General features: G+C 63.8%; 16 protein-coding genes. 10 read left to right on the forward strand and 6 right to left on the reverse strand.

Translation table 11 applies throughout. The features are described from left to right. Window positions 1–38 precede the first annotated feature (38 nt). Both AC2FM3_RS09815 and AC2FM3_RS09820 read right to left on the reverse strand, forming a co-directional pair. Window positions 39–857 (reverse strand): ferritin-like domain-containing protein, encoded by an 819-nt coding sequence (locus AC2FM3_RS09815; protein WP_496681199.1) that lies wholly within the window; start codon window positions 855–857, stop codon window positions 39–41. Between the two features lie 76 nt (window positions 858–933). After that, window positions 934–1,395, reverse strand: coding sequence for a peroxiredoxin (locus tag AC2FM3_RS09820; RefSeq protein WP_496681163.1), 462 nt, complete (start codon window positions 1,393–1,395; stop codon window positions 934–936). Between the two features lie 68 nt (window positions 1,396–1,463). Between AC2FM3_RS09820 and AC2FM3_RS09825 the strand changes: the two genes are divergently transcribed. The 4 genes from AC2FM3_RS09825 (at window position 1,464) to AC2FM3_RS09840 (ending at window position 8,009) form a co-directional block, all read left to right on the forward strand. Then, window positions 1,464–4,838, forward strand: coding sequence for a YhdP family protein (locus AC2FM3_RS09825; protein ID WP_496681164.1), 3,375 nt, complete (start codon window positions 1,464–1,466; stop codon window positions 4,836–4,838). A gap of 45 nt (window positions 4,839–4,883) precedes the next feature. After that, on the forward strand, window positions 4,884–5,930 hold the full coding sequence (gene queA / locus AC2FM3_RS09830) for a tRNA preQ1(34) S-adenosylmethionine ribosyltransferase-isomerase QueA (protein ID WP_496681201.1): 1,047 nt from the start codon (window positions 4,884–4,886) through the stop codon (window positions 5,928–5,930). 121 nt (window positions 5,931–6,051) lie between these two features. Continuing rightward, window positions 6,052–7,323 (forward strand): MFS transporter, encoded by a 1,272-nt coding sequence (locus tag AC2FM3_RS09835; protein ID WP_496681165.1) that lies wholly within the window; start codon window positions 6,052–6,054, stop codon window positions 7,321–7,323. A gap of 107 nt (window positions 7,324–7,430) precedes the next feature. After that, window positions 7,431–8,009, forward strand: coding sequence for a DUF924 family protein (locus AC2FM3_RS09840; protein WP_496681166.1), 579 nt, complete (start codon window positions 7,431–7,433; stop codon window positions 8,007–8,009). Here the strand turns inward: AC2FM3_RS09840 and AC2FM3_RS09845 are convergent. Continuing rightward, complete coding sequence (locus AC2FM3_RS09845; protein WP_496681167.1) at window positions 8,006–8,440, reverse strand: hypothetical protein; 435 nt, start codon at window positions 8,438–8,440, stop codon at window positions 8,006–8,008. The two genes, AC2FM3_RS09840 and AC2FM3_RS09845, sit on opposite strands and share 4 nt — an antisense overlap. 213 nt (window positions 8,441–8,653) lie before the next feature. Here AC2FM3_RS09845 and lpdA point away from each other — a divergent pair, with 213 nt between their 5' ends. Next, window positions 8,654–10,048: a dihydrolipoyl dehydrogenase gene (gene lpdA / locus AC2FM3_RS09850; RefSeq protein ID WP_496681168.1), complete on the forward strand. Its 1,395-nt coding sequence runs from the start codon at window positions 8,654–8,656 to the stop codon at window positions 10,046–10,048. A gap of 161 nt (window positions 10,049–10,209) precedes the next feature. Here the strand turns inward: lpdA and AC2FM3_RS09855 are convergent, their stop codons facing one another. Then, window positions 10,210–11,595, reverse strand: coding sequence for a dipeptidase (locus AC2FM3_RS09855; RefSeq protein WP_496681169.1), 1,386 nt, complete (start codon window positions 11,593–11,595; stop codon window positions 10,210–10,212). A 325-nt stretch (window positions 11,596–11,920) separates the two neighbouring features. On the opposite strand from AC2FM3_RS09855, the gene hemA reads away from it, so the two are divergent. The 3 genes from hemA to ispG all read left to right on the forward strand — a co-directional run bounded on the left by hemA (window position 11,921) and on the right by ispG (window position 15,680). Beyond that, a complete protein-coding gene (gene hemA, locus AC2FM3_RS09860) occupies window positions 11,921–13,144 on the forward strand; it encodes a 5-aminolevulinate synthase (protein ID WP_496681172.1) in 1,224 nt (407 codons plus the stop codon). A 130-nt stretch (window positions 13,145–13,274) separates the two neighbouring features. Then, window positions 13,275–14,486: a helix-turn-helix domain-containing protein gene (locus AC2FM3_RS09865; RefSeq protein WP_496681175.1), complete on the forward strand. Its 1,212-nt coding sequence runs from the start codon at window positions 13,275–13,277 to the stop codon at window positions 14,484–14,486. Window positions 14,487–14,558: 72 nt separating this feature from the next. Further along, window positions 14,559–15,680: a flavodoxin-dependent (E)-4-hydroxy-3-methylbut-2-enyl-diphosphate synthase gene (gene ispG / locus AC2FM3_RS09870; RefSeq protein WP_149774887.1), complete on the forward strand. Its 1,122-nt coding sequence runs from the start codon at window positions 14,559–14,561 to the stop codon at window positions 15,678–15,680. A 74-nt stretch (window positions 15,681–15,754) separates the two neighbouring features. On the opposite strand, the gene AC2FM3_RS09875 is transcribed toward ispG, so the two are convergent. Both AC2FM3_RS09875 and AC2FM3_RS09880 read right to left on the reverse strand, forming a co-directional pair. Continuing rightward, window positions 15,755–16,513, reverse strand: a complete 759-nt coding sequence (locus AC2FM3_RS09875; RefSeq protein WP_496681179.1) for a DsbA family protein — start codon at window positions 16,511–16,513, stop codon at window positions 15,755–15,757. Further along, window positions 16,510–17,892, reverse strand: a complete 1,383-nt coding sequence (locus AC2FM3_RS09880) for a M48 family metalloprotease (protein WP_496681180.1) — start codon at window positions 17,890–17,892, stop codon at window positions 16,510–16,512. The genes AC2FM3_RS09875 and AC2FM3_RS09880 overlap by 4 nt, the downstream gene beginning before the upstream one ends. Here AC2FM3_RS09880 and AC2FM3_RS09885 point away from each other — a divergent pair. Then, complete coding sequence (locus AC2FM3_RS09885) at window positions 17,891–19,054, forward strand: pyridoxal phosphate-dependent aminotransferase (protein WP_496681183.1); 1,164 nt, start codon at window positions 17,891–17,893, stop codon at window positions 19,052–19,054. The genes AC2FM3_RS09880 and AC2FM3_RS09885 overlap by 2 nt on opposite strands. A 65-nt stretch (window positions 19,055–19,119) precedes the next feature. Further along, entirely contained in the window at window positions 19,120–20,340 is a 1,221-nt protein-coding gene (locus tag AC2FM3_RS09890; protein WP_496681186.1) for an N-acetylmuramoyl-L-alanine amidase, read from the forward strand. The last annotated feature ends 14 nt before the right edge of the window (window positions 20,341–20,354 follow it).

A 20,354-nucleotide genomic window follows, 5' to 3' on the forward strand; every position in this document is an offset into this window, starting at 1 on the left:
GGATCGGCGAGAATTTGCCGAAGCGCGCGCTGCCCGGTCTATTTCCGGGCCGTTCCGGGCGGGGGCAGATCTTCGGCCAGGGGCCAGTAGAAATCGGGCGGCAATCCAGCCTCGGCCCGCTTCTCCTCGTTGAAGGGCGGTTTCAGGGCGCCGTGGAAATACCGGCGGACCAGATCGTGAAACACGTCCTTGGGGTCGGCATTTTCCCGACCGCACAGAAAGTGGAACCATTTCGACCCATAGGCGACGTGGCCGACCTCTTCGGCATAGATCACTTCCAGCGCAGCTACGGCCTGATCGGCCTTTGCCTTGCGGAAAATCTCGATCATGCCCGGTGTCACGTCCAAGCCGCGCGCCTCGAGCACCATCGGCACTACCGCCAGCCGGCCCATCAGGTCCCCGGCGGTGTCCTCGGCCGCGCGCCACATGCCGGCATGGGCGGGAAGCGCGCCGTAATGGCTGCCAATCGCCTCCAGGCAGTCGCAGACCATTTCGAAATGGCGCGATTCCTCCTCGGCGCATTTGACCCAGTCGTCGTAGAAGCCGATCGGCATCGGCACATGTCCGAACCGGGCGATGATGTCCCAATGCAGGTCCACCGCGTTCAGCTCGATATGGGCTACAGCGTGCAGCAGCGCGATGCGCCCGGCCTCGGACCCGGGGCGGCGGCGCGGCACGTCGCGCGGTGATAGCAGCTCGGGGCGGGCGGGGCGCGCGGGATGCAGCGGCGGTTCGGCGGTGCCGATCTCGATCGCCGGGGCATCGCCCTTGCGGGACGCGACCCAGTCGGCCGCATAGCGCCGCGACAGGGCGGTCTTGGCCCGCCCGTCCGCGGTGGTCAGCACGTCGGTTGCCATCTGGGTCAGGGTCTTGGCCACGGTGATCCTCGGGTCGAATGAAACTGCCGCCTCTTAGACCGGATGGCGCGCGGCGTCAAAGCGCGCGCACGGCCTCCAGCACCTCATCGACGTGACCGGGGACCTTCACCTTGCGCCAGACGCGGGCGATCTTGCCGTCGGTGTCGATCAGAAAGGTCGAACGCTCGATCCCCATCGATTTCTTCCCGTACATGTTCTTTTCGACCCAGACGCCGAAGGCCTCGCAGACGGTTCCGTCTTCGTCGGACAGAAGCGGCGTGGTCAGACCGTGCTTGGCGACGAACTTGTCATGTTTGGCGACGCTGTCGCGCGAGATGCCGAAGACCTGCGCGCCCGCCTCGGCGAAGGCGGGCAGAGCTTCGGAAAATCCGATGGATTCCTTCGTGCAGCCCGGCGTATCATCGCGGGGATAGAAGAAAAGAACGACGGGGCGGCCGCGCAGGGCCGACAGGGTGACCGAACCGCCGCCGTCACGGGGCAGGGTGAAATCGGGGGCGATGTCTGAGAGGTCGGGCATGGAGGTCTCCGGTTGTGGTTGTCATGAACTGCCGCGGATAATAGAGCGGCGTCAGCGGGTTGGAAGGCTTGGTAGGCGAATTGGCTGAGCGGCAGGACGAAAAATCGGACAAACCAGGCCGGGCGCCGCGCCGCCGATCCCGCCGCCGGACGGCCGTTCTGTGGGCCTTGCGCGGGGTTTTCCTGCTGGTGTTTCTGGCCGTGTTCTCGGGGTTGATGGTCCTGGGGCAACGGGTGCATGCGCCGAACTGGCTGCGCGACCGGGTCGAGGCGCGGCTAGACCAGGCGCTGGACGGGGTGAAGATCCGGTTCGGCGATGCCAGTTTCATCATCCACGAAGGCTGGCGTCCGAGTCTGCGGCTGAGCGACGTGTCGATCAGCGATGCCGAAGGGCGGCAGATCGCACATGTGTCGGACTTGCGGGCCAGCCTGTCGATGCGCCCATTGCTGCGCGGACATGTCCGGCCCAAGCGGATCGTACTGAACGGTGCCCAGATCACGCTGGTCCGCGGGCCAGACGGGATGCTGACCCTGATCGTGGGGTCCGGCAGCGCCCCCGTGAGGCAGGCGCCAAATCTGGCCGAACTGATCGAGCAGGCTGATGCCGTTTTCCAATCTCCGGCCCTGTCCGCACTGGCGTCGGTCGAGATGGAGGCGATCACGCTGGACTACAGCGATCAGCGGCTTGGCCGGTCCTGGGTTCTGGATGGCGGGCACATCCTGGTCACCCGCGACGATCGGGCCTTGCGGCTGGCCACAGGGTTTTCGGTTCTGGCGGGGCGAGACTATGTGAGTATGGTCGAGGCCAACTATACCAGCTCATTCGGCTCGCCTCAGGCACAGTTCGGCATCTCGATCACGGACCTGCCCGCCGTGGACGTGGCCGCGCAGGCGCCGGCCCTCGCGTGGCTGCAGGTGCTGGACGCGCCGATCTCGGGCGCCCTGCGCGGCAGCATCGACGAGCAGGGGGCGTTGGGGCCGGTTTTTGCCACGCTCAACCTCGGCCCGGGCGCCGTGCAGCCCAATCCCGAAACCCGTCCGGTGCCGTTTGACACGGCCCGCACCTATTTCACCTATGACCCCTACCGGCAGGTTCTGGATTTCAACGAAGTATCCATCGCCTCGGCCTGGGGAACGGTCCAAGGTGAAGGTGAGGCCTATCTCGAGGGTGTGGAGACGGGTGCGCTGCAGAGCATGGCGGTTCAGGTCCGCCTGACCGGAATCGGGCTGAACCCGGCTGATCTGTTCGTGGACGACCTGCACCTGAACCGGGCCCAGCTGGATTTCCAGGTCAGTCTGAATCCGTTCCGCCTGCAACTGGGGCAGGCGGTTGTCGAGGACGATAACGTGCGGCTGCATGCGTCGGGCGCGGTACAGGGCCTACCCGACGGCTGGAGCGTGGATCTCGACGCTCGGATCAATCAGATCTCGCAGGGGCGCGTTTTGCAGTACTGGCCGCCGCGACTGGCGCCTAAGCCGCGCAAATGGGTCACGGAAAACGTGCTCGGCGGGCAGATGTCGAACGTGGATTTCGCTCTTCGCCTGCGCCCCGGGACCAAACCGCTGATCTACGCGGATTTCGAATTCGACGAGGCGACCGTGCGATTTGCCAAGACCCTGCCGCCGTTGCAGAACGCACGCGGTGAGGCCAGCCTGATCGAGCGGCGCTTTACCGTCACCGCCCATCAGGGATTCGTGAAGGCCGATCAGGGCGGAGTCGTCGATGCCGCGGGCACCTCATTCATCATCCCGGACACCGGGATCAAGAAATCGACGCCGGGCATTGTTCGCATTCAGGCCAGAGGCAGCGTGACCGCGGCGCTGTCGCTGCTGGACCGGCCGCCATTGTCCGTGCTGACCAAGGCCAAACTGCCGGTCGATCTGGCCGACGGGCAGGTGCGGTTGAGCGGCACATTGGCCCTGCCGCTGATCAAGGGGCTCAAGCTGGAAGAAACCCGGTTCCATTTTGCCGGGGACATCCTGAACTTGCAGACCGATCGTCTTGTGCCCGGTTTCCGCGTCAGCGCGGCGAAACTGGCCCTGAGCGGCACCCAGGACGAGGTCTCCATCGCCGGCGACGGGTCTTTCGGCGCGGTCCCGATGCAGGTCCGCTGGCGACAGCCCATCGGCGGCACCGAACCGCAACGCAGCACGCTGACCGGGCAGATCGAGCTGTCGCCGCGTTTGGTGGACGAGCTGAAGGCGGGATTGCCGCCGCAGATGCTGACGGGGCAGGGCGTGGCGCAGATCGAACTGGGGATCGGGGGCGGTCAGCCGACGCGTCTGCGCGCCAGTTCGGATCTTGCGGGGGTGACGCTGGCGATCCCCGAATTGGGCTGGCGCAAGCCTCGGTCCGGCACGGGCGCGCTGACGGTCGAAGCCACCGTCTCCGAGCCGCTGAGCATCGACACGCTGCTAATCGAAGCCGCCGGGCTGCGGGCCGTGGGAGCGATCTCGATCAGCGACGGCGCGCTGGACCGGATCCGATTCAGCACGTTCGAACTGGGCGACTGGCTAGCGGTTCCGGCCGAGCTGATTGGGCGGGGTGCGGCGGTCCCGGATATCCGGGTTCTGGGTGGGGTTCTGAACCTTGCCAAGGCGACCTTCGCCAGCGGTGGCGGGGGCGGTGGCGCAGGTCCGAAACTGGACGTGACGCTGGACCGGCTGCAGGTCACCGATACGGTGGCCCTGACCGGCCTGACCGGGAATTTCCAGACGACGGGCGGCCTGCAGGGCGGGTTCAGCGCCCGGGTGAACGGTGGTGCCGCCGTTCAGGGGCAGGTCTTCCCCAGCGGCGATGGCCGCAGCGCAGTCCGGCTGCAATCGGTGGATGCCGGGGCCGTTTTGCGGTCGGCCGGGTTGCTGACGCAGGCGCAGGGTGGCACGCTACAGGTCCAGCTGGACCCGGTGGCCGAGCCCGGAAATTACGACCTGAACCTGAATATCCGAAACACCCGCATCACCGACGCCCCGGCCATGGCGGCACTGTTGAACGCGATCAGTGTGGTCGGGTTGCTGGACGAGATGTCCGGGCAGGGGATCCAGTTCTCGTCGATCGAGAGCGTAATGCGAATCACGCCGACGCAGGTCAAGATCCTCAGCGGCAGCGCGGTCGGTCCGTCGCTGGGGCTGTCGTTCGACGGCACGGTCGATCTGAACCGCAAATTCCTGAACCTTCAGGGCGCGATTTCTCCGATCTACCTGGTCAACGCCATCGGCAGCGTACTGACCCAGAAGGGCGAAGGTGTTTTCGCCTTCAACTACAAGCTGGTCGGGCCGGTCTCGGCGCCGCAGGTCTCGGTCAATCCGCTGTCGGGATTGGCGCCATTGTTTCTACGCAACCTTATGCGCGACCCGGCACCGACGGTTTCGGACGGCCCCAACGCAACGCCCCAACGCGATGGCCCCAGCCCGTCTTTGGGGGCACGGGGAGAAGATCGTTGACCGGGATCTGTGGTCAAATCCATTCGGGCGTTGTATGCCGCGCGCATGAAGCTGAGTGATTTCGATTTCGACCTGCCCGAAGACCTGATCGCCACCCGGCCCGCCAGCCCGCGCTCGTCGGCGCGTCTGTTGGTGGCGCAGGGCGATGACCTGACCGATGCGCGCGTGTCCGACCTGCCCGACTGGCTGCGACCGGGCGACCGGCTGGTGCTGAACGACACTCGGGTCATTCCCGCGCGCCTGTCGGGGCGGCGCCACCGCGACAGCGCGCAGGGGTCGGTGTCGGCCGCGATCGAGGCCACCTTGCTGGACCCGCAGGCCGACGGCAGTTGGGCGGCACTGCTCAAGCCTCTGAAAAAGGTGCGCGTCGGCGAAGAAATCGTGTTCTCGGGCGAACTGTCTGCGATTCTGGAACGCGTCGTGGACGGGCAGGCCCATCTGCGGTTCAACCTGACGGGCGAGGATTTCGACCGCGCGCTTGAGCAGGCCGGGGCGATGCCGCTGCCGCCCTACATCGCCGCAAAGCGACCGGCGGACGAGCGGGACAAGACGGACTATCAGACGGTCTGGGCGCGCCATTCCGGTGCCGTGGCGGCCCCCACCGCCTCGCTGCATTTCGACGAGTCGCTGCTGCAGGCACTGGCTGCGCGTGGCGTGGATTTCACCTATGTCACCCTGCATGTGGGCGCGGGCACCTTCCTGCCGGTCAAGGTCGAGGACGTGACCACCCACAAGATGCATGCCGAATGGGGGCGTGTCAGCGCGCAGGCCGCGGCCGAGATCGCCGCCACCAAGGCCACCGGCGGCCGCGTCATTCCCGTGGGCACCACGGCGCTGCGCCTGATCGAAAGCGCCGCGCGCGGCGGACGGATCGAACCGTGGGAAGGCGAGACCGACATCTTCATCTATCCCGGTTTCAAATTCCATGTGACCGATGCGCTGATGACCAATTTCCACCTGCCCAAATCCACCCTGCTGATGCTGGTCTCGGCATTGATGGGTAAGGACCGGATGCTGCGGATCTACGATCACGCTATTGCCAGCCGGTACCGCTTCTTTTCTTATGGTGACGCGTCGCTTTTGATCCCTTAAAGGGCGCGATCACCGGACCGAATCCGGGAAATGTCGTAGACAAGCGCGACCGGGGCGTATTCAGGTCGTTTAACGCAACGAGTTTGACGCAAAAAATTGTCCAGCAGAATTGGAGGCAGTCATGCTTCAGGTACTTGCCAGCGCATGGGCGCTTCTTCTTGGAATGGGTCTGCTGATGATCGGCAACGGCCTGCAGGGTACCCTGCTGGGCGTGCGGGGCGAGATCGAGGGCTTCTCGACGCTGGAGATGTCCTTTGTCATGTCGGCCTATTTCGTAGGATTCCTGGGCGGCTCGCGCCTGGCCCCCGAGATGATCCGGCGAGTCGGGCATGTGCGGGTCTTCGCGGCGCTGGCGTCGTTCATCTCGGCAGTGATGATCATGTATCCGATGCTGACCGACCCGATCGCCTGGTCGCTGGGCCGCGTGGTGATCGGCTTTTGTTTTTCCGGCGTGTATGTGACGGCCGAAAGCTGGTTGAACAATGCCGCCAGCAATGAAAACCGGGGGCAGGCGCTGTCGCTGTACATGATCGTCCAGATGATCGGCATCGTCAGTGCGCAGGCGCTGATGCTGGTGGGCGATCCGGCGGGGTACGAGACCTTCGTAATCGCCTCGATCCTGGTCTCGGTCTCGTTCGCGCCGATCCTGCTGTCGATCTCGCCGACACCGGCCTTTGACACGACCAAGCCGATGACGCTGAGACAGTTGATGGAAACCTCGCCGCTGGGCTGCGTTGGCATGTTCCTGCTGGGCGGCGTCTTTTCGGCCCAGTTCGGCATGGCCGCGGTCTATGGCGCCCGCGCCGGGTTGACCCTGGTCGAGATTTCGACCTTTGTGGCAACCTTCTACATCGGTGCGTTGCTGTTGCAGTATCCGCTGGGATGGTTCTCGGACCGGATGGACCGGCGGGTGCTGATCCTGCTGGTTTCGGTCGCAGGGGGGGCCGCGGCGCTGGTGGGCATGCTGTTTGGTATGACCTTCGCGGTTCTGCTGGCCGCGGCCTTCGTGATCGGAGGCATGTCGAACCCGCTTTATTCGCTGCTGATCGCCTATACCAATGACTATCTGGAATACGAGGACATGGCCGCTGCCTCGGGCGGGTTGATCTTCATCAACGGTTTGGGGGCGATCGCTGGCCCGCTCATCACCGGTTGGCTGATGGGCGATGCGGTGTTCGGGCCGTCCGGGTATTTCCTGTTAATCGCAGCGTTGCTGTTCGCCATGGCTGCCTATGCGTTGTACCGGATGACCCAGCGTGCCCATGTGCCGGTGGACGAGACCGCCGCGCTTGCGCCGCTTTACCCCACCGCCTCGCCGGTGGCGCTGGAAGTTGCGCAGGAAATCGCCATCGAGGCCGCGCAGGACGACGAAGAGGCTGAAACTCCGGCCTGAGCGCCGGATATGTGTCGCAAGTGTTGCAATATGTTACTGTAACATTTCTGTAAAAGACCCTTAAATGACTCTACGTCTCTTGGGGGAGAACACACGGAGTCATTGGGATGGTCGGTCCTGAAGAAGTATTGAGTTTTTGGTTGGATGAAGTCGGCCCCAAGGGCTGGTACCGCGAGGATGAGGCACTGGATACCCGGATCCGGGAGAGGTTCCTGACGACGTGGGAAGCGGCGTGCCAAGGGAAATTCTCGCTGTGGCTGACCTATCCCAGCGGGGCCTTGGCCTACATCATTCTGATGGATCAATTTCCGCGCAACATGTTCCGGGGCAGCGCTCGGGCCTTCGCGTCCGACAGGGCTGCGCTGGCGGCGGCCAAATGCGCCATCGACAAGGGCTGGGACCTGAAGATCGACGAACCGGCGCGGCAATTCTTCTACATGCCGCTGATGCATTCCGAGAACCTGTGCGACCAGGAACGCTGTGTACGACTGATGTGCGAGCGCATGCCCAAGCATGGCAGAGACAACCTGCTGCATGCCCGCGCGCATCGCGAGGTGATCAGAAAATTCGGGCGGTTCCCCTATCGCAACGCGGCGCTGTCGCGGGAAACGACTGCGCCCGAGGCCGCCTATGTCAGCAACGGCGGTTACGGTGCCACCGTGCGCGAGTTGCAGGCGATCGCCTAGCTTTCCTGCGCCCCGCAGCCGCGCAGCGTCATCAGGCGTTGGCTGGTGGTGTCGATGGCTGTGATTATGGCTCGGTCGATCAACAGTTCCGGGGTTTCGGCGATCTGTGTCAGGGTATCTTGTGCCCGGTTCAGGGTTGCCAGGCTTTGGTCGAGCCGGTCCAGCGTTCGCGCCAGCTTCTGTCCAGTGTCCAAATCGGTACTGCCGCCGGCGCGAACGGCCTTCAACTCGTCCCGCAACGCGCTCAAACCCGCTCTGATGTTGCGGGCCTGCTCCTGAAATGGGCGCACGATCTGTAGATTCTGCTGGAACCGGTCCTGAATGTTCTCGACGCTCTGCGCCAGTTTCCAGCCGAGAAACAGGCACAGGGCCAGCAGGATCAGAGTCGCGTTCAGTAGGGCAATCAGCAGATCCTTGAGTGTTCGGGCCATGGCCTGGGCCTCCTATGTCTCGGTCAAACACGTGTTGCCAATGGAATTGGTATCTTTTCTAGCCTTCCGCCCAGCGCTGCAATAGTCTTGACGGGCTGGGTTTCTGCTTTTGTGACCTTACGTCACCAATGTCGCAGGCAGCGATGTTGAAGCGCCCGCAGAAATAGTTTAGCACTAAACTAGTTTTCATCAGACCCGCGCCGAGAGGTACACATGGCTGCAAAATCCTTTGATCTGATCGTAATCGGGGCCGGCCCCGGCGGCTATGTCGCTGCTATTCGCGCGGCCCAGCTGGGCCTGAAGACCGCAATCGTCGAGCGCGAGCACCTGGGCGGCATCTGTTTGAACTGGGGCTGCATCCCGACCAAGGCGCTGCTGCGGTCTGCCGAGGTATTCCACCTTATGGAACGCGCCAAGGATTTCGGGCTGAGCGCCGAGAAGATCGGATATGATATCGATGCTGTGGTCAAGCGGTCGCGCGGCGTGGCCAAGCAGTTGGCCGGTGGCGTCGGGCACCTTCTGAAAAAGAACAAGGTTACCGTGGTGATGGGAGAGGCGACGATCCCCGCGCGCGGCAAGGTTTCGGTCAAGACCGACAAGGGAACCGAGGAGTTGGTCGCCAGCAACATCATCCTCGCCACCGGGGCCCGGGCGCGTGAGTTGCCGGGGCTCGAGGCCGACGGCGACCTGGTCTGGACCTACAAGCACGCGCTGCAGCCCCCTCGGATGCCCAAGAAGCTGCTGGTCATCGGCTCGGGCGCGATCGGGATCGAATTCGCCAGTTTCTTCAATACGCTGGGCGCGGACACGACGGTGGTCGAGGTCATGGACCGCGTTCTGCCGGTCGAGGATGCCGAGATCAGCGCCTTTGCCAAAAAGGCATTCATCAAGCAGGGCATGAAGATCATGGAGAAATCCATGGTCAAGCAGCTTGACCGCGGCAAGGGCAAGGTGACCGCCCATATCGAAACCGGCGGAAAGACGGAAAAACACGAATTCGACACGGTCATCTCTGCCGTTGGGATCGTCGGCAACGTCGAGAACCTGGGGCTCGAGGCGTTGGGGGTGAAGATCGACAGAACCCATGTCGTGACCGATGAATTCTGCCGTACCGGCGTCGATGGCCTCTATGCGATCGGCGACATCGCAGGGGCGCCTTGGCTGGCGCACAAGGCAAGCCACGAGGGTGTCATGGTCGCGGAACTGATCGCCGGAAAACATGCCCATCCCGTCAAACCCGAGAGCATCGCTGGGTGCACCTACTGCCAGCCCCAGGTGGCATCGGTCGGCTACACCGAAGCCAAGGCCAAAGAGTTGGGCTTTGAGGTCAAGGTCGGCCGTTTCCCCTTTATCGGTAATGGCAAGGCCATCGCGCTGGGAGAACCCGAGGGCATGATCAAGACCGTTTTCGATGCCAAGACGGGTGAGCTGTTAGGGGCGCACATGGTCGGTGCCGAGGTGACCGAGCTCATCCAAGGATATGTCGTAGGGCGCCAGTTGGAAACCACCGAGGAAGACCTGATGAACACCGTCTTCCCGCACCCGACGCTGTCGGAAATGATGCACGAGGCCGTTCTGGACGCTTACGGACGCGCCATCCACTTCTAGCTGCAAATCGGATCATGGCGGAACGCGGAATGGGGCTCTGCCCCTACCGCGCTGCGCGCGGCTCCCCCGGGATATTTTGGGCCAGATGAAGTGCGGTCGTATTCTTCATCTGGCGTCAAATATCCCGGAGTGCGAGGCAGAGCCTCGCAAACTGCTTCTGCTCAGCGGGTCAGGGCGTCCAGGATACGGGCCCACGAGCGGATGCCCTTGTGAAAGCTTTTCACGTCATACTTTTCGTTGGGTGAATGGATGGCGTCGTCGTCGTTCGCAAATCCGACCAGCATCGAATCCAGCCCCAGAACGGAATTGAAATATCCCACGACCGGGATCGAGCCGCCCATGCCGGTGAAAACAGCCTCGCGGTTCCATTCATCTGAAAGGGCGCTGCGGGCGGCCTCGAACTCCGGCCGGTCCAGATTCATCACCGAGGCGGGGGAGCCTTCGAGGTCATTGTCCCAAACGACCTTGGCGTCGGGCGACAGGCGGTCTTCGACGTGTTTGCGGATCTTGTCCCGCAGTTTGTCGGGGTCCATGTCGCCGACCAGTCGGCAGGTGATCTTGCAATGGGCTTCGCTGGGGATCACGGTTTTCGACCCCGCCCCGTTGTAGCCGCCCCACAGCCCGTTGATTTCCAGCGTCGGCCGCGCCCATTGCTGTTCAAGCGTCGAGTAGCCCTTTTCGCCGTGCGGCTGCGTGTAGCCGACCGAATTGAGGTACTCGGCCTCGTCAAAGCCGCAATTCTCCCATTGGCGCAGCTGGTCGGCGGGAACCTCGTGCACGCCTTCGTAGAAGCCTTCGACCGCAACGCGGCCGGTTTCCTCGTCGTAGAACGAGGCGACGATCCGGGAAATCTCGCGCAGCGGATTCAGGCCCGGGCCGCCGTAGTGGCCCGAATGCAGGTCGATGCGCGGGCCAATGATCGTGAATTCATCCTTGAGCATGCCGCGCAGTTGCGAGGCGATCGAGGGCACGCCGCGCGACACCATCGACGTGTCGCAGACCAGCGCCAGATCGGCCTTCAACTCGTCCTTGTTGGTCTCGAGGAACGGGACCAGCGAAGGCGACCCAGACTCTTCTTCACCTTCGAAGAAGAAGGTGATCCGGCAGGGCAGTTTGCCATGCACGGCCTTCCACGCACGGCAGGCCTCGACGAAAGTCATCAGCTGGCCCTTGTCGTCCGAGGCACCGCGCCCGCGGATCACCTGGCCGTGCTCGGTCTCTTCCAGAGCCGGGTCGAACGGGTCGCGCTTCCACAGGTTCAGCGGGTCAACCGGCTGAACGTCATAGTGCCCGTAGAACAGCAGGTGCGGTGCGTCAGCATCATCGCCAACATGACCGACGACCATCGGGTGGCCCGGCGTTGCGCGCTTTTCTGACTGAATGCCCATGCTCTGCAAATCGGCGACCAGCCAGTCGGCAGCCTTGTCAACGCTTTCCTTGTAGGCTGGATCGGTCGAGATGGACGGGATCCGAAGAAATTCCATCAACCGGTCGATCGAGGTGGTAAGATCAGCGTCGATCTTGCTCAGTACGGCGTCAAGCGACATCGGGGGCTCCTGAATGGTTTTGAATTTGCGCCGAACCTATCAGCGCCAGCGGTGCCGTCCAGCCCAAGCCGCAGGGAAACCGCGGACAATATCGGAAACATGCGAGCATGTGAGGCGCCCGGCCTGCGTCGTTTCCTCGCGCTTGGTGGTGTCGAGTTTACTTGTCGCGGCTGGCCCGAAAGGATAATTGATGCAAATCAATGTTGCGACGGGTCCCGACGGGCTAGGCAAGTGCAGGAAACAAATAGCGGACGTTGCCTGAAAATCGGGTACTATGGCACGGAGAAACGCCTGGCCGCGCGAAAGGGTCATGAAGGAGGGTCCTTTGGACTATACAGCTCAGCTCGATACGGCGATTGCCAAGCTGCATGAAGAAGGACGTTACCGGACCTTTATCGACATCGAACGTCGCAACGGACAGTTCCCGCATGCGGTACGCACGCGCCCCGACGGGTCGCAGCAGGACATCACGGTCTGGTGCGGCAACGATTATCTGGGCATGGGGCAGCACCCTGTCGTGTTGCAGGCGATGCACGAGGCAATCGATGCAACCGGTGCCGGATCGGGCGGGACGCGCAACATCTCGGGCACGACCGTCTATCACAAACGGCTCGAGGCGGAACTGGCCGATCTGCACGGCAAAGAGGCGGCGCTGCTGTTCACCAGCGCCTACATCGCCAACGACGCCACTCTTAGCACGCTGCCCAAGTTGTTTCCGGGCCTGATCATCTATTCCGACGAACTGAACCATGCTTCGATGATCGAGGGCGTGCGCCGCAACGGGGGCGCCAAGCGGATCTTCCGCCACAATGACGTGGCCCATCTGCGCGAACTGCTCCTAGCCGACGACCCGGCCGCGCCCAAGCTGATCGCCTTTGAATCGGTCTATTCCATGGACGGCGATTTCGGTCCGATCGAGGAAATCTGCGACTTGGCCGACGAGTTCGGCGCGCTGACCTATATCGACGAAGTGCATGCCGTGGGCATGTACGGCCCGCGCGGCGGCGGCGTGACCGAGCGTGACCGGCTGGCGCATCGGATCGACATTATCAACGGCACCCTGGCCAAGGCCTATGGCGTGATGGGCGGCTACATCGCGGCCAGCGCGAAAATGTGCGATGCCGTTCGCTCTTATGCGCCGGGTTTTATCTTTACCACCTCGCTGCCTCCGGCGGTCGCTGCGGGCGCCGCAGCCTCGGTCGCCTTCCTCAAGCGTGCGCCGGAACTGCGCGAGCAGCATCAGACCCAGGCCAAGATCCTCAAGCTGCGGCTGAAGGGGCTGGGCTTGCCGCTGATCGACCACGGCAGCCACATCGTGCCGGTGATCGTAGGCGACCCGGTACATACCAAAAAGCTCAGCGACATGCTGCTGGAAAGCTATGGCATCTATGTCCAGCCGATCAATTTCCCGACCGTGCCCCGCGGGACCGAGCGCCTGCGCTTTACCCCGTCGCCCGTCCATGGACCGGACGAGATGAACCGCTTGGTCCAGGCAATGGACGAACTTTGGTCACATTGTGCGCTAAATCGCGCCGAACTTGCCGGGTAGCCTCTGACTGACATGTGCAACATGTTTGGCGCGTGTTAAGCTCTCGCTAACAAAAGAAAACGGATGATTCGTTGTGGGGATGATTCGCCGTTTGCGTGTAACACGCGGTAGGCAGTTTGGGGCAGCAGGGATGATTGGGCGCAGGACTCAGCGCAATTCCGAGCAAGACGTGGAGGTCAGGCCAAAAGGGTTTGACGACTATGAGGTTCGCCTGGGCGATGTTATGCGCGGCGAGCGTGCCACCAAGGGCAAGTCTCTGCTGGATGTCCAACGTGAACTGCGGATCAAGGCCAACTACATCGCCGCCATCGAAAACGCCGACCCTGATGCGTTCGACACACCCGGCTTTATCGCCGGGTATGTGCGTTCCTACGCCCGGTATCTGGGCATGGACCCGGATGAAACCTTTGAAACCTTCTGCAAGGAAAGCGGGTTTTCGGTGGCGCATGGCATGTCGGCCCAAGCCTCGGTGGTCAAGAAAGGCGGCGGCGACTTGCCGGCGCGTGGACCAATGGGGCGCGACCCGTTCATTTCGCCGAACACGCCTTATCTTCCGGGCCGTGAATCCGTCTTTAGCCAGATTGAACCCCGGGCAATCGGCTCTTCGCTGGTCCTGCTGGCGCTGATCGGCGGCATCGGCTATGGCGGCTGGTCGGTTCTCAACAAGATCCAGCAGGTGCAGGTCGCCCCGGTCGAACAAGCGCCGGTGGTGCTGGCTGATCTCGATCCGTTGGCGGCGATCCGGTCCGACACCGACGATGATATCGACGGCTTGCAGGCCCCCAGTGCAGAGGCGTTGGATCGTCTGTATCGGCCGCAGGCGCTGGACGTGCCGGTGCTGGTGGCGCGCGATGCGCCGATCTCGACGCTCGATCCGCGCACCGTAGGCACCTTCCGCCCGCCGGAACTGCCCGAGGTGGCTATGGCCGAAGTGCACACGGTCGAGCGCACACCGCTGCCGCAAGTGGTCGAACAGGTGGACACTGCGCTCAAGATCGTTGCGGTAGAACCTGCCTGGATGCGGGTCACCGCAGCCGATGGCAGCGTGATCTTCGAGGGAACGCTTGGCACGGTCGAAAACGGCAACGTCTTCGAGGTGCCGCTGACAGAAGAGCCCCCGCAACTGCGCGCAGGGGCATCGGGCAGCGTGTATTTCTCGATGAACGGCCAGCATTACGGCCCGGTCGGTAAGCCCGGAACCGTGTCCAAGGGCGTGATCCTGTCCAAGGACGCGGTTGCCGAAAACTATGCCGTTGCCGATCTCACGTCCGAGGCCAACAGTGCGCTGCGGCGTCTGGTGGCCGAGCTTCAGACTCAAGCGACCGAAGCCCCGGCAGAGTGATCTTGCCATTGCGGCGGGCTTGCCCCCGGACTATCTAAAGGCCAGACCTCAGACTGACGCGGATCCGTTTTCATGTCTCTGAACCACGTGCGCCCCTGGCGCGACATCTATCGCCGCAAATCCCGCCAGATCATGGTCGGCAACGTTCCGGTGGGCGGCGACGCGCCGATCGCCGTGCAAACCATGACCAACACGCTGACGACCGATGTCGCCGCGACCGTGGCGCAGGTACAGGCGGCGGCCGAGGCCGGAGCGGATATCGTGCGCGTATCGGTCCCGGACGAGGCGTCGTCGAAGGCGTTAAAGGAGATCGTGCGCGAAAGCCCGGTGCCGATCGTGGCGGATATCCATTTCCACTATCGGCGCGGCATCGAAGCCGCCGAGGCCGGCGCCGCGTGCCTGCGCATCAACCCGGGCAATATCGGTGATGAAAAGCGGGTGAAAGAGGTCATCAAGGCCGCGCGCGACCACAATTGCTCGATCCGCATCGGCGTGAACGCGGGCAGTCTGGAAAAGCACCTGCTGGAGAAATACGGCGAGCCGTGCCCCGAGGCGATGGTGGAAAGCGGGCTCGAACATATCCGCATCCTGCAGGACAATGATTTCCACGAATTCAAGATCAGCGTGAAGGCCAGCGACGTTTTCCTGTCGGCTGCTGCCTATCAGGGCATCGCCGAGGCCACCGACGCCCCGATCCATCTGGGCATCACCGAGGCCGGGGGGCTGGTCAGCGGCACGATCAAATCGGCCATCGGGCTGGGCAACCTGCTGTGGATGGGGATCGGCGACACGATCCGCGTCAGCCTGTCCGCCGATCCGGTCGAAGAGGTGAAGGTCGGTTTCGAGATCCTAAAATCTCTTGGCCTGCGCCATCGGGGCGTGAACATCATCTCATGCCCGTCCTGCGCGCGGCAGGGGTTCGACGTGATCAAGACGGTCGAGACGCTGGAAAAGAGGCTGGAACACATCAAGACGCCCATGAGCCTGTCGATCATCGGCTGCGTCGTGAACGGCCCCGGCGAGGCGCTGATGACCGATGTCGGCTTTACCGGCGGGGGCGCGGGTTCGGGCATGGTCTATCTGGCGGGCAAGGCCAGCCACAAGATGTCGAACGAACAGATGATCGACCACATCGTCGAGCAGGTGGAGAAGAAGGCGGCCGAGCTGGATGCCGCGGCCGAGGCGGCTGAATAGAAACAGAAAAAACCGCAGCACCTGGCTGCGGCTCTTCCATGTCGTTGCGTGTCCGGTCTCGACCTCTTGGCCGACTATCCCTGTTCGGCGCGCACGGCGTCGGCGATCTGCTGCATCTGATCGGCCTTCAGATAACCGCGCAACATTTCCGTACCCAGCACGAAGCTGGGCGTGCCAGAAATCTTGAGCCGTTGCGCCAGTTCGCGGGTCTGGGCGATTTCATCTGTCACCGCGTCGCTATCCATTGCAGCCAAGATCGCATCGCTGTCCAGGCCCAGCCCGTCGGAGATGCGGCGCAGGGCTACTTCGGTCACGTCTCCGCCGAATTCCATCAGCGCGTCATGCACCTGCTTGTAGGCGTCGTCGCCTGCGACTTGCTTGGTCGCGATAGCAAAACGTGACGACAACACCGAAGCGTCGCCAAGGATCGGGAACTCTTTGATGATAAAGCGGATGTTTCCATCCTGTGCCAGCAGGGCGTCGACCTCGGGCACCGCTCGGCGGCAATAGCCGCAGCGATAGTCCATGAACTCGACCAGAGTGATGTCGCCGTCTGGATTGCCACCCACCCAGCTGTAGCCGTCATTGAACAGCGCCTCGGCATTGGCTGCGACCAGGTCCTTGTCGGCTGCGGCTTCGGCTGCGGCGTTGCGCTGCTCCAGAATGTTGACCGCTTCGATGATGACCTCGGGGTTTTCCAGCAGATATTCGCGCACGGCCGCGCCGAACTCGGCCTTTTCGTCGGGACTCATCGCGCTCAGGTCCAGCGCCTGCGCGGGGCCGGATATCAGGGTAAGCCCCAGAAGGGCAGGTGCTGCGTGTCTGAGGATCATTTCCGTTTCCTTTTCGATTTCTCAGCTCGTTCTGCGGCAATCAGCACATCCTGTGCCCGTTGCCAACCCGGTGAGCCTTCGGGCAATTGCCCGACGGCGCGTCTTGCGTGGATGCCCGCATCGGCCAGGCGGCCTTGCAGGGCATAGCGTTCGGCGGTGACGGTCGCGGCCATGCCGGGCTGTCCCAGCTTGGCATAGGCCACCCCCAGATCCTGCATCAGCCGCAGGTTTCGATAGTCGCGGGCGCGTGCCTTTTCAAGCACTTGCAGGGCTTCCTTCGTACGCCCTTCGGCCAGCAACCCGCGCCCGTACCCGGCCATGATCAGAGCATCGCGCGGCGCCAGTTCCATGGCCTTGGCATAGGCGTTGACCGCTTGCGCAAACCGGCGGTTTTCCAGCAGGATCTGACCTTTCAACTCGTAATAGTACGGATCCTCGGGCCGGATCGCCAAGGCCCCGTCGATGGACGACAGGGCCGCACCCAGATTGCGGTTCTGGTGATGGGCGGCGGCTTCGCGCATCAGGCGGATGTCCCGTGCGCTTTCTTCTTTGGCGCGGCGCAGGGTCCAGCTGGGCGAGCGCAGGAAGGCCGACAGTTTGCCCTTCACCCGCGCGAACCAGTAGTCGGCGTTCGGGTCGGGTTTGGCGCGGTCGCCGAATTCATCCAGAAAGGCCTCGGCGGCGCGCAGACGCTCGCGGCTGGTGGGGTGCGACCGCATGTAGGGGTCCTGATTGGCCTCGCTCAGCAATTCCTGGCCGGCGAATTTCCGGTGCAGGGCGACCATGCCGCTGGGCGAGATCTCGGCCCAACGCAGGTATCCGGCCGCGCTGCGGTCGGCCGAGGCCTCTTCGGCGCGGGTGTGGCCCAGAAAGCTGCGCAGCGCCGAGGCGGATGTTCCGGCGGCGATCCCGGCTGCGGCCTCGCCGCCCCCTGCAGCCGCGGCGATCATGGCCAGCGCGGTTCCGAACCCGGCGGCCCGCTTGGCGGCGCGCAGGTTTTCGGCCCGCCGGGCCAGATGCCCGTTGGCGATATGGGCGGCCTCGTGCGCGATGACGGCCTGCAGCATCTCGGGGCTGTCGACGCTGAGGATCAGCCCGTGGTTCACGTAGATCGTGTTGTAGTCGATCACGAAGGCGTTGAACGTATCGTCCTTGACCACCAGAACGCGCACGCGGTTGGTGTTCAGCCCCGCCGCGCGCAGGATCGGAAAGGCCAGTTCGCGCAGCCCGTGTTCGATATCGGGGTCGCGGATCAGGCTTTGCGCGTGGCTTTGCGCGGCGGCCGCGATCCACAGCGCCACCGCCAGCAGAAATGCCGGGATTGACGCCAGCCGGGATCCGCGTTCAAAAGCCATGGTCGCAACATGGGAGATGGGCATGCGAAACTCAACCCGGTCGGGCGTTGATCCCTTCATCGTGATGGACGTGATGGAGGCCGCGCGCCGCGCTGAAGAGGCCGGGCGCCACATCATCCACATGGAAGTCGGCCAGCCCGGAACCGGCGCGCCTCAAGGCGCGTTGGAGGCGCTGGCCCGCGCGATGCGGCACGGCCCGCTGGGCTATACCGTCGCGCTGGGTCTGCCGGCGCTGCGGCAACGCATCGCACGGATGTATGGCGAATGGTACGACGTAGACCTGAACCCCGAACGGGTGGTGATCACCCCGGGATCCTCAGGCGGATTCCTGCTGGCCTTCACCGCGCTGTTCGACAGCGGCGACCGGGTGGGGATCGGCGCGCCGGGTTATCCGTCCTATCGTCAGATCTTGCGGGCGCTGGGGCTGGTGCCGGTCGATCTGCCGACTGCGCAGGAAAACCGCCTGCAACCCGTGCCACAGGATTTTGCCGGGCTCGACCTGCAGGGGCTGATGGTGGCCTCGCCCGCAAACCCGACCGGAACCATGCTGGACCACGCCGCCATGGGCGCGCTGATCGAGGCCGCGCAGGGGCAGGGTGCTTCGTTCATCAGTGACGAAATTTATCACGGGCTGGAATACGAGGCCAAGGCGGTCACTGCTCTGGAATTGACCGACGAGTGTTATGTCATCAACTCGTTTTCCAAGTATTTCTCGATGACCGGCTGGCGCGTCGGCTGGATGGTGGTACCCGAGGATCAGGTGCGCGTGGTCGAGCGCATCGCCCAGAACATGTTCATCTGTGCGCCCCATGCCAGCCAGATCGCCGCGCTGGCCGCGATGGATTGCGAGGACGAACTGCAGGGCAACCTAGCCGTCTATCGCCGCAACCGCGACCTGATGCTGAAGGGCCTGCCCGAGGCCGGGTTCACCAACATCGCGCCTCCGGACGGGGCGTTCTATGTCTATGCCGATGTCTCGGACCTGACCCAGGACAGCCGCGCTTTTGCCGCCGAGATCCTGGACAAGGCCGGCGTCGCCGTAACGCCGGGGTTGGATTTCGATCCGGTGCGCGGCCACACGACCCTGCGCTTTTCCTACGCCCGGTCGACCGAGGACATCGAGCAGGGCCTGGAACGGCTCCGCAGCTTCATGGTGGATCGCCGGGCCGCGCAGAAGTCGGCCTGAGGCGTTCACAAACCGGCCGTGCTGCGATAGGCTACTGCCAAACGATCTCGGGAAAACTTGAGGCCATGAGCAGGATCCTTTTCGCACTCGCCCTGATCTGGGCGCTGACCGGCGCGGTATGGGCGCAGGACTTCAATGCCTTGGCGCGTGTCCTGCCCGAGCAGAGCCGGATCATCGACGATGACGGCGCGGGCGTACAGGTCCAACTGGGGCTGAGCCAGGGCGTGCCATATCGCATCTTCACCCTCCAAGACCCGTACCGGATGGTGATCGACTTCAAGGAAGTCGACTGGAGCGGGTTGAACCGCGAGGCCTTCCTGCAGACCCGGCGCATCAGCGCGGTTCGGTTCGGGGCCTATGTGCCCGGCTGGTCGCGTCTGGTGCTGGAACTTGGGGCGCCGCTGGCTGTGGACCGGGCCGCGATGCGTGTCGATCCGGCCTCGGGCGCGGCGGTGTTGACCCTGAACCTGAAAGGCACCGATTTCGAAAGCTTCGTCGCAAGCGCGGGCGCGCCGCACACGCCCGGATGGGATCTGCCGCCCCCGGCCGATCTACCGGCGCTGCGCGGCGCGGATGACCGACGGGCGCTGCGGGTGATGCTTGACCCGGGCCATGGAGGCATCGACCCCGGCGCCGAGGCGGGCGGAACCAACGAAAAGACCTTGATGCTGACCTTCGCCCGCGAACTGCGCGAGGAACTGCTGCGCGCGGGAGGATTCGAAGTGGTCCTGACGCGGGCCGACGATTATTTCGTCTCGCTGGAACGGCGGATCGCGCTGGCGCATCGCGCCGCAGCCGATGTCTTCATCTCGCTGCATGCCGACGCGCTGTCCGAGGGGCAGGCCCACGGCGCCACGATCTATGTCCTGTCCAACGAGGCCTCGGACGTGGCCAGCCGCAAACTAGCCGAGCGGCACGACCGCGACGACCTGATCGCCGGCGTTGATCTGAGCGGCTCGGACGACCAGATCGCCGACGTTCTGCTGGACATGGCCCGGCAAGAGACCCAGCCCCGGACCGAGGCGCTGGCGCAGACGCTGGCCAACGGCATGGCGCAACAGGGCGGGCCGATGAACCGCCGCCCCGTCCGCCGGGCCTCGTTTTCGGTACTCAAGGCCGCCGACATCCCGTCGGTTCTGGTCGAACTTGGGTTCTTGTCCAGCCCCAGAGATCTGAAAAACCTGAAAAATCCCGAATGGCGATCCACCATGGCGCGCGGCATCCGTCAGGGGCTTCAGGTTTGGCGGCAGCAAGATCTGGCCCGCCGCGACCTGATTGGGCAGTGACCCTGCGGCGCAAA

The organism is Ruegeria sp. BHSB172 (assembly GCF_059613165.1).

Bases quoted from the DNA above. Each gene is read 5' to 3' on its own strand.
- AC2FM3_RS09815 (WP_496681199.1), bottom strand. From the start codon at position 857: ATGGCAACCGACGTGCTGACCACCGCGGACGGGCGGGCCAAGACCGCC.
- AC2FM3_RS09820 (WP_496681163.1), bottom strand. From the start codon at position 1,395: ATGCCCGACCTCTCAGACATCGCCCCCGATTTCACCCTGCCCCGTGAC.
- queA (WP_496681201.1), top strand. From the start codon at position 4,884: ATGAAGCTGAGTGATTTCGATTTCGACCTGCCCGAAGACCTGATCGCC.
- AC2FM3_RS09835 (WP_496681165.1), top strand. From the start codon at position 6,052: ATGCTTCAGGTACTTGCCAGCGCATGGGCGCTTCTTCTTGGAATGGGT.
- AC2FM3_RS09840 (WP_496681166.1), top strand. From the start codon at position 7,431: ATGGTCGGTCCTGAAGAAGTATTGAGTTTTTGGTTGGATGAAGTCGGC.
- AC2FM3_RS09845 (WP_496681167.1), bottom strand. From the start codon at position 8,440: ATGGCCCGAACACTCAAGGATCTGCTGATTGCCCTACTGAACGCGACT.
- lpdA (WP_496681168.1), top strand. From the start codon at position 8,654: ATGGCTGCAAAATCCTTTGATCTGATCGTAATCGGGGCCGGCCCCGGC.
- AC2FM3_RS09855 (WP_496681169.1), bottom strand. From the start codon at position 11,595: ATGTCGCTTGACGCCGTACTGAGCAAGATCGACGCTGATCTTACCACC.
- AC2FM3_RS09865 (WP_496681175.1), top strand. From the start codon at position 13,275: ATGATTGGGCGCAGGACTCAGCGCAATTCCGAGCAAGACGTGGAGGTC.
- ispG (WP_149774887.1), top strand. From the start codon at position 14,559: ATGTCTCTGAACCACGTGCGCCCCTGGCGCGACATCTATCGCCGCAAA.
- AC2FM3_RS09875 (WP_496681179.1), bottom strand. From the start codon at position 16,513: ATGATCCTCAGACACGCAGCACCTGCCCTTCTGGGGCTTACCCTGATA.
- AC2FM3_RS09885 (WP_496681183.1), top strand. From the start codon at position 17,891: ATGCGAAACTCAACCCGGTCGGGCGTTGATCCCTTCATCGTGATGGAC.
- AC2FM3_RS09880 (WP_496681180.1), bottom strand. From the start codon at position 17,892: ATGCCCATCTCCCATGTTGCGACCATGGCTTTTGAACGCGGATCCCGG.
- AC2FM3_RS09890 (WP_496681186.1), top strand. From the start codon at position 19,120: ATGAGCAGGATCCTTTTCGCACTCGCCCTGATCTGGGCGCTGACCGGC.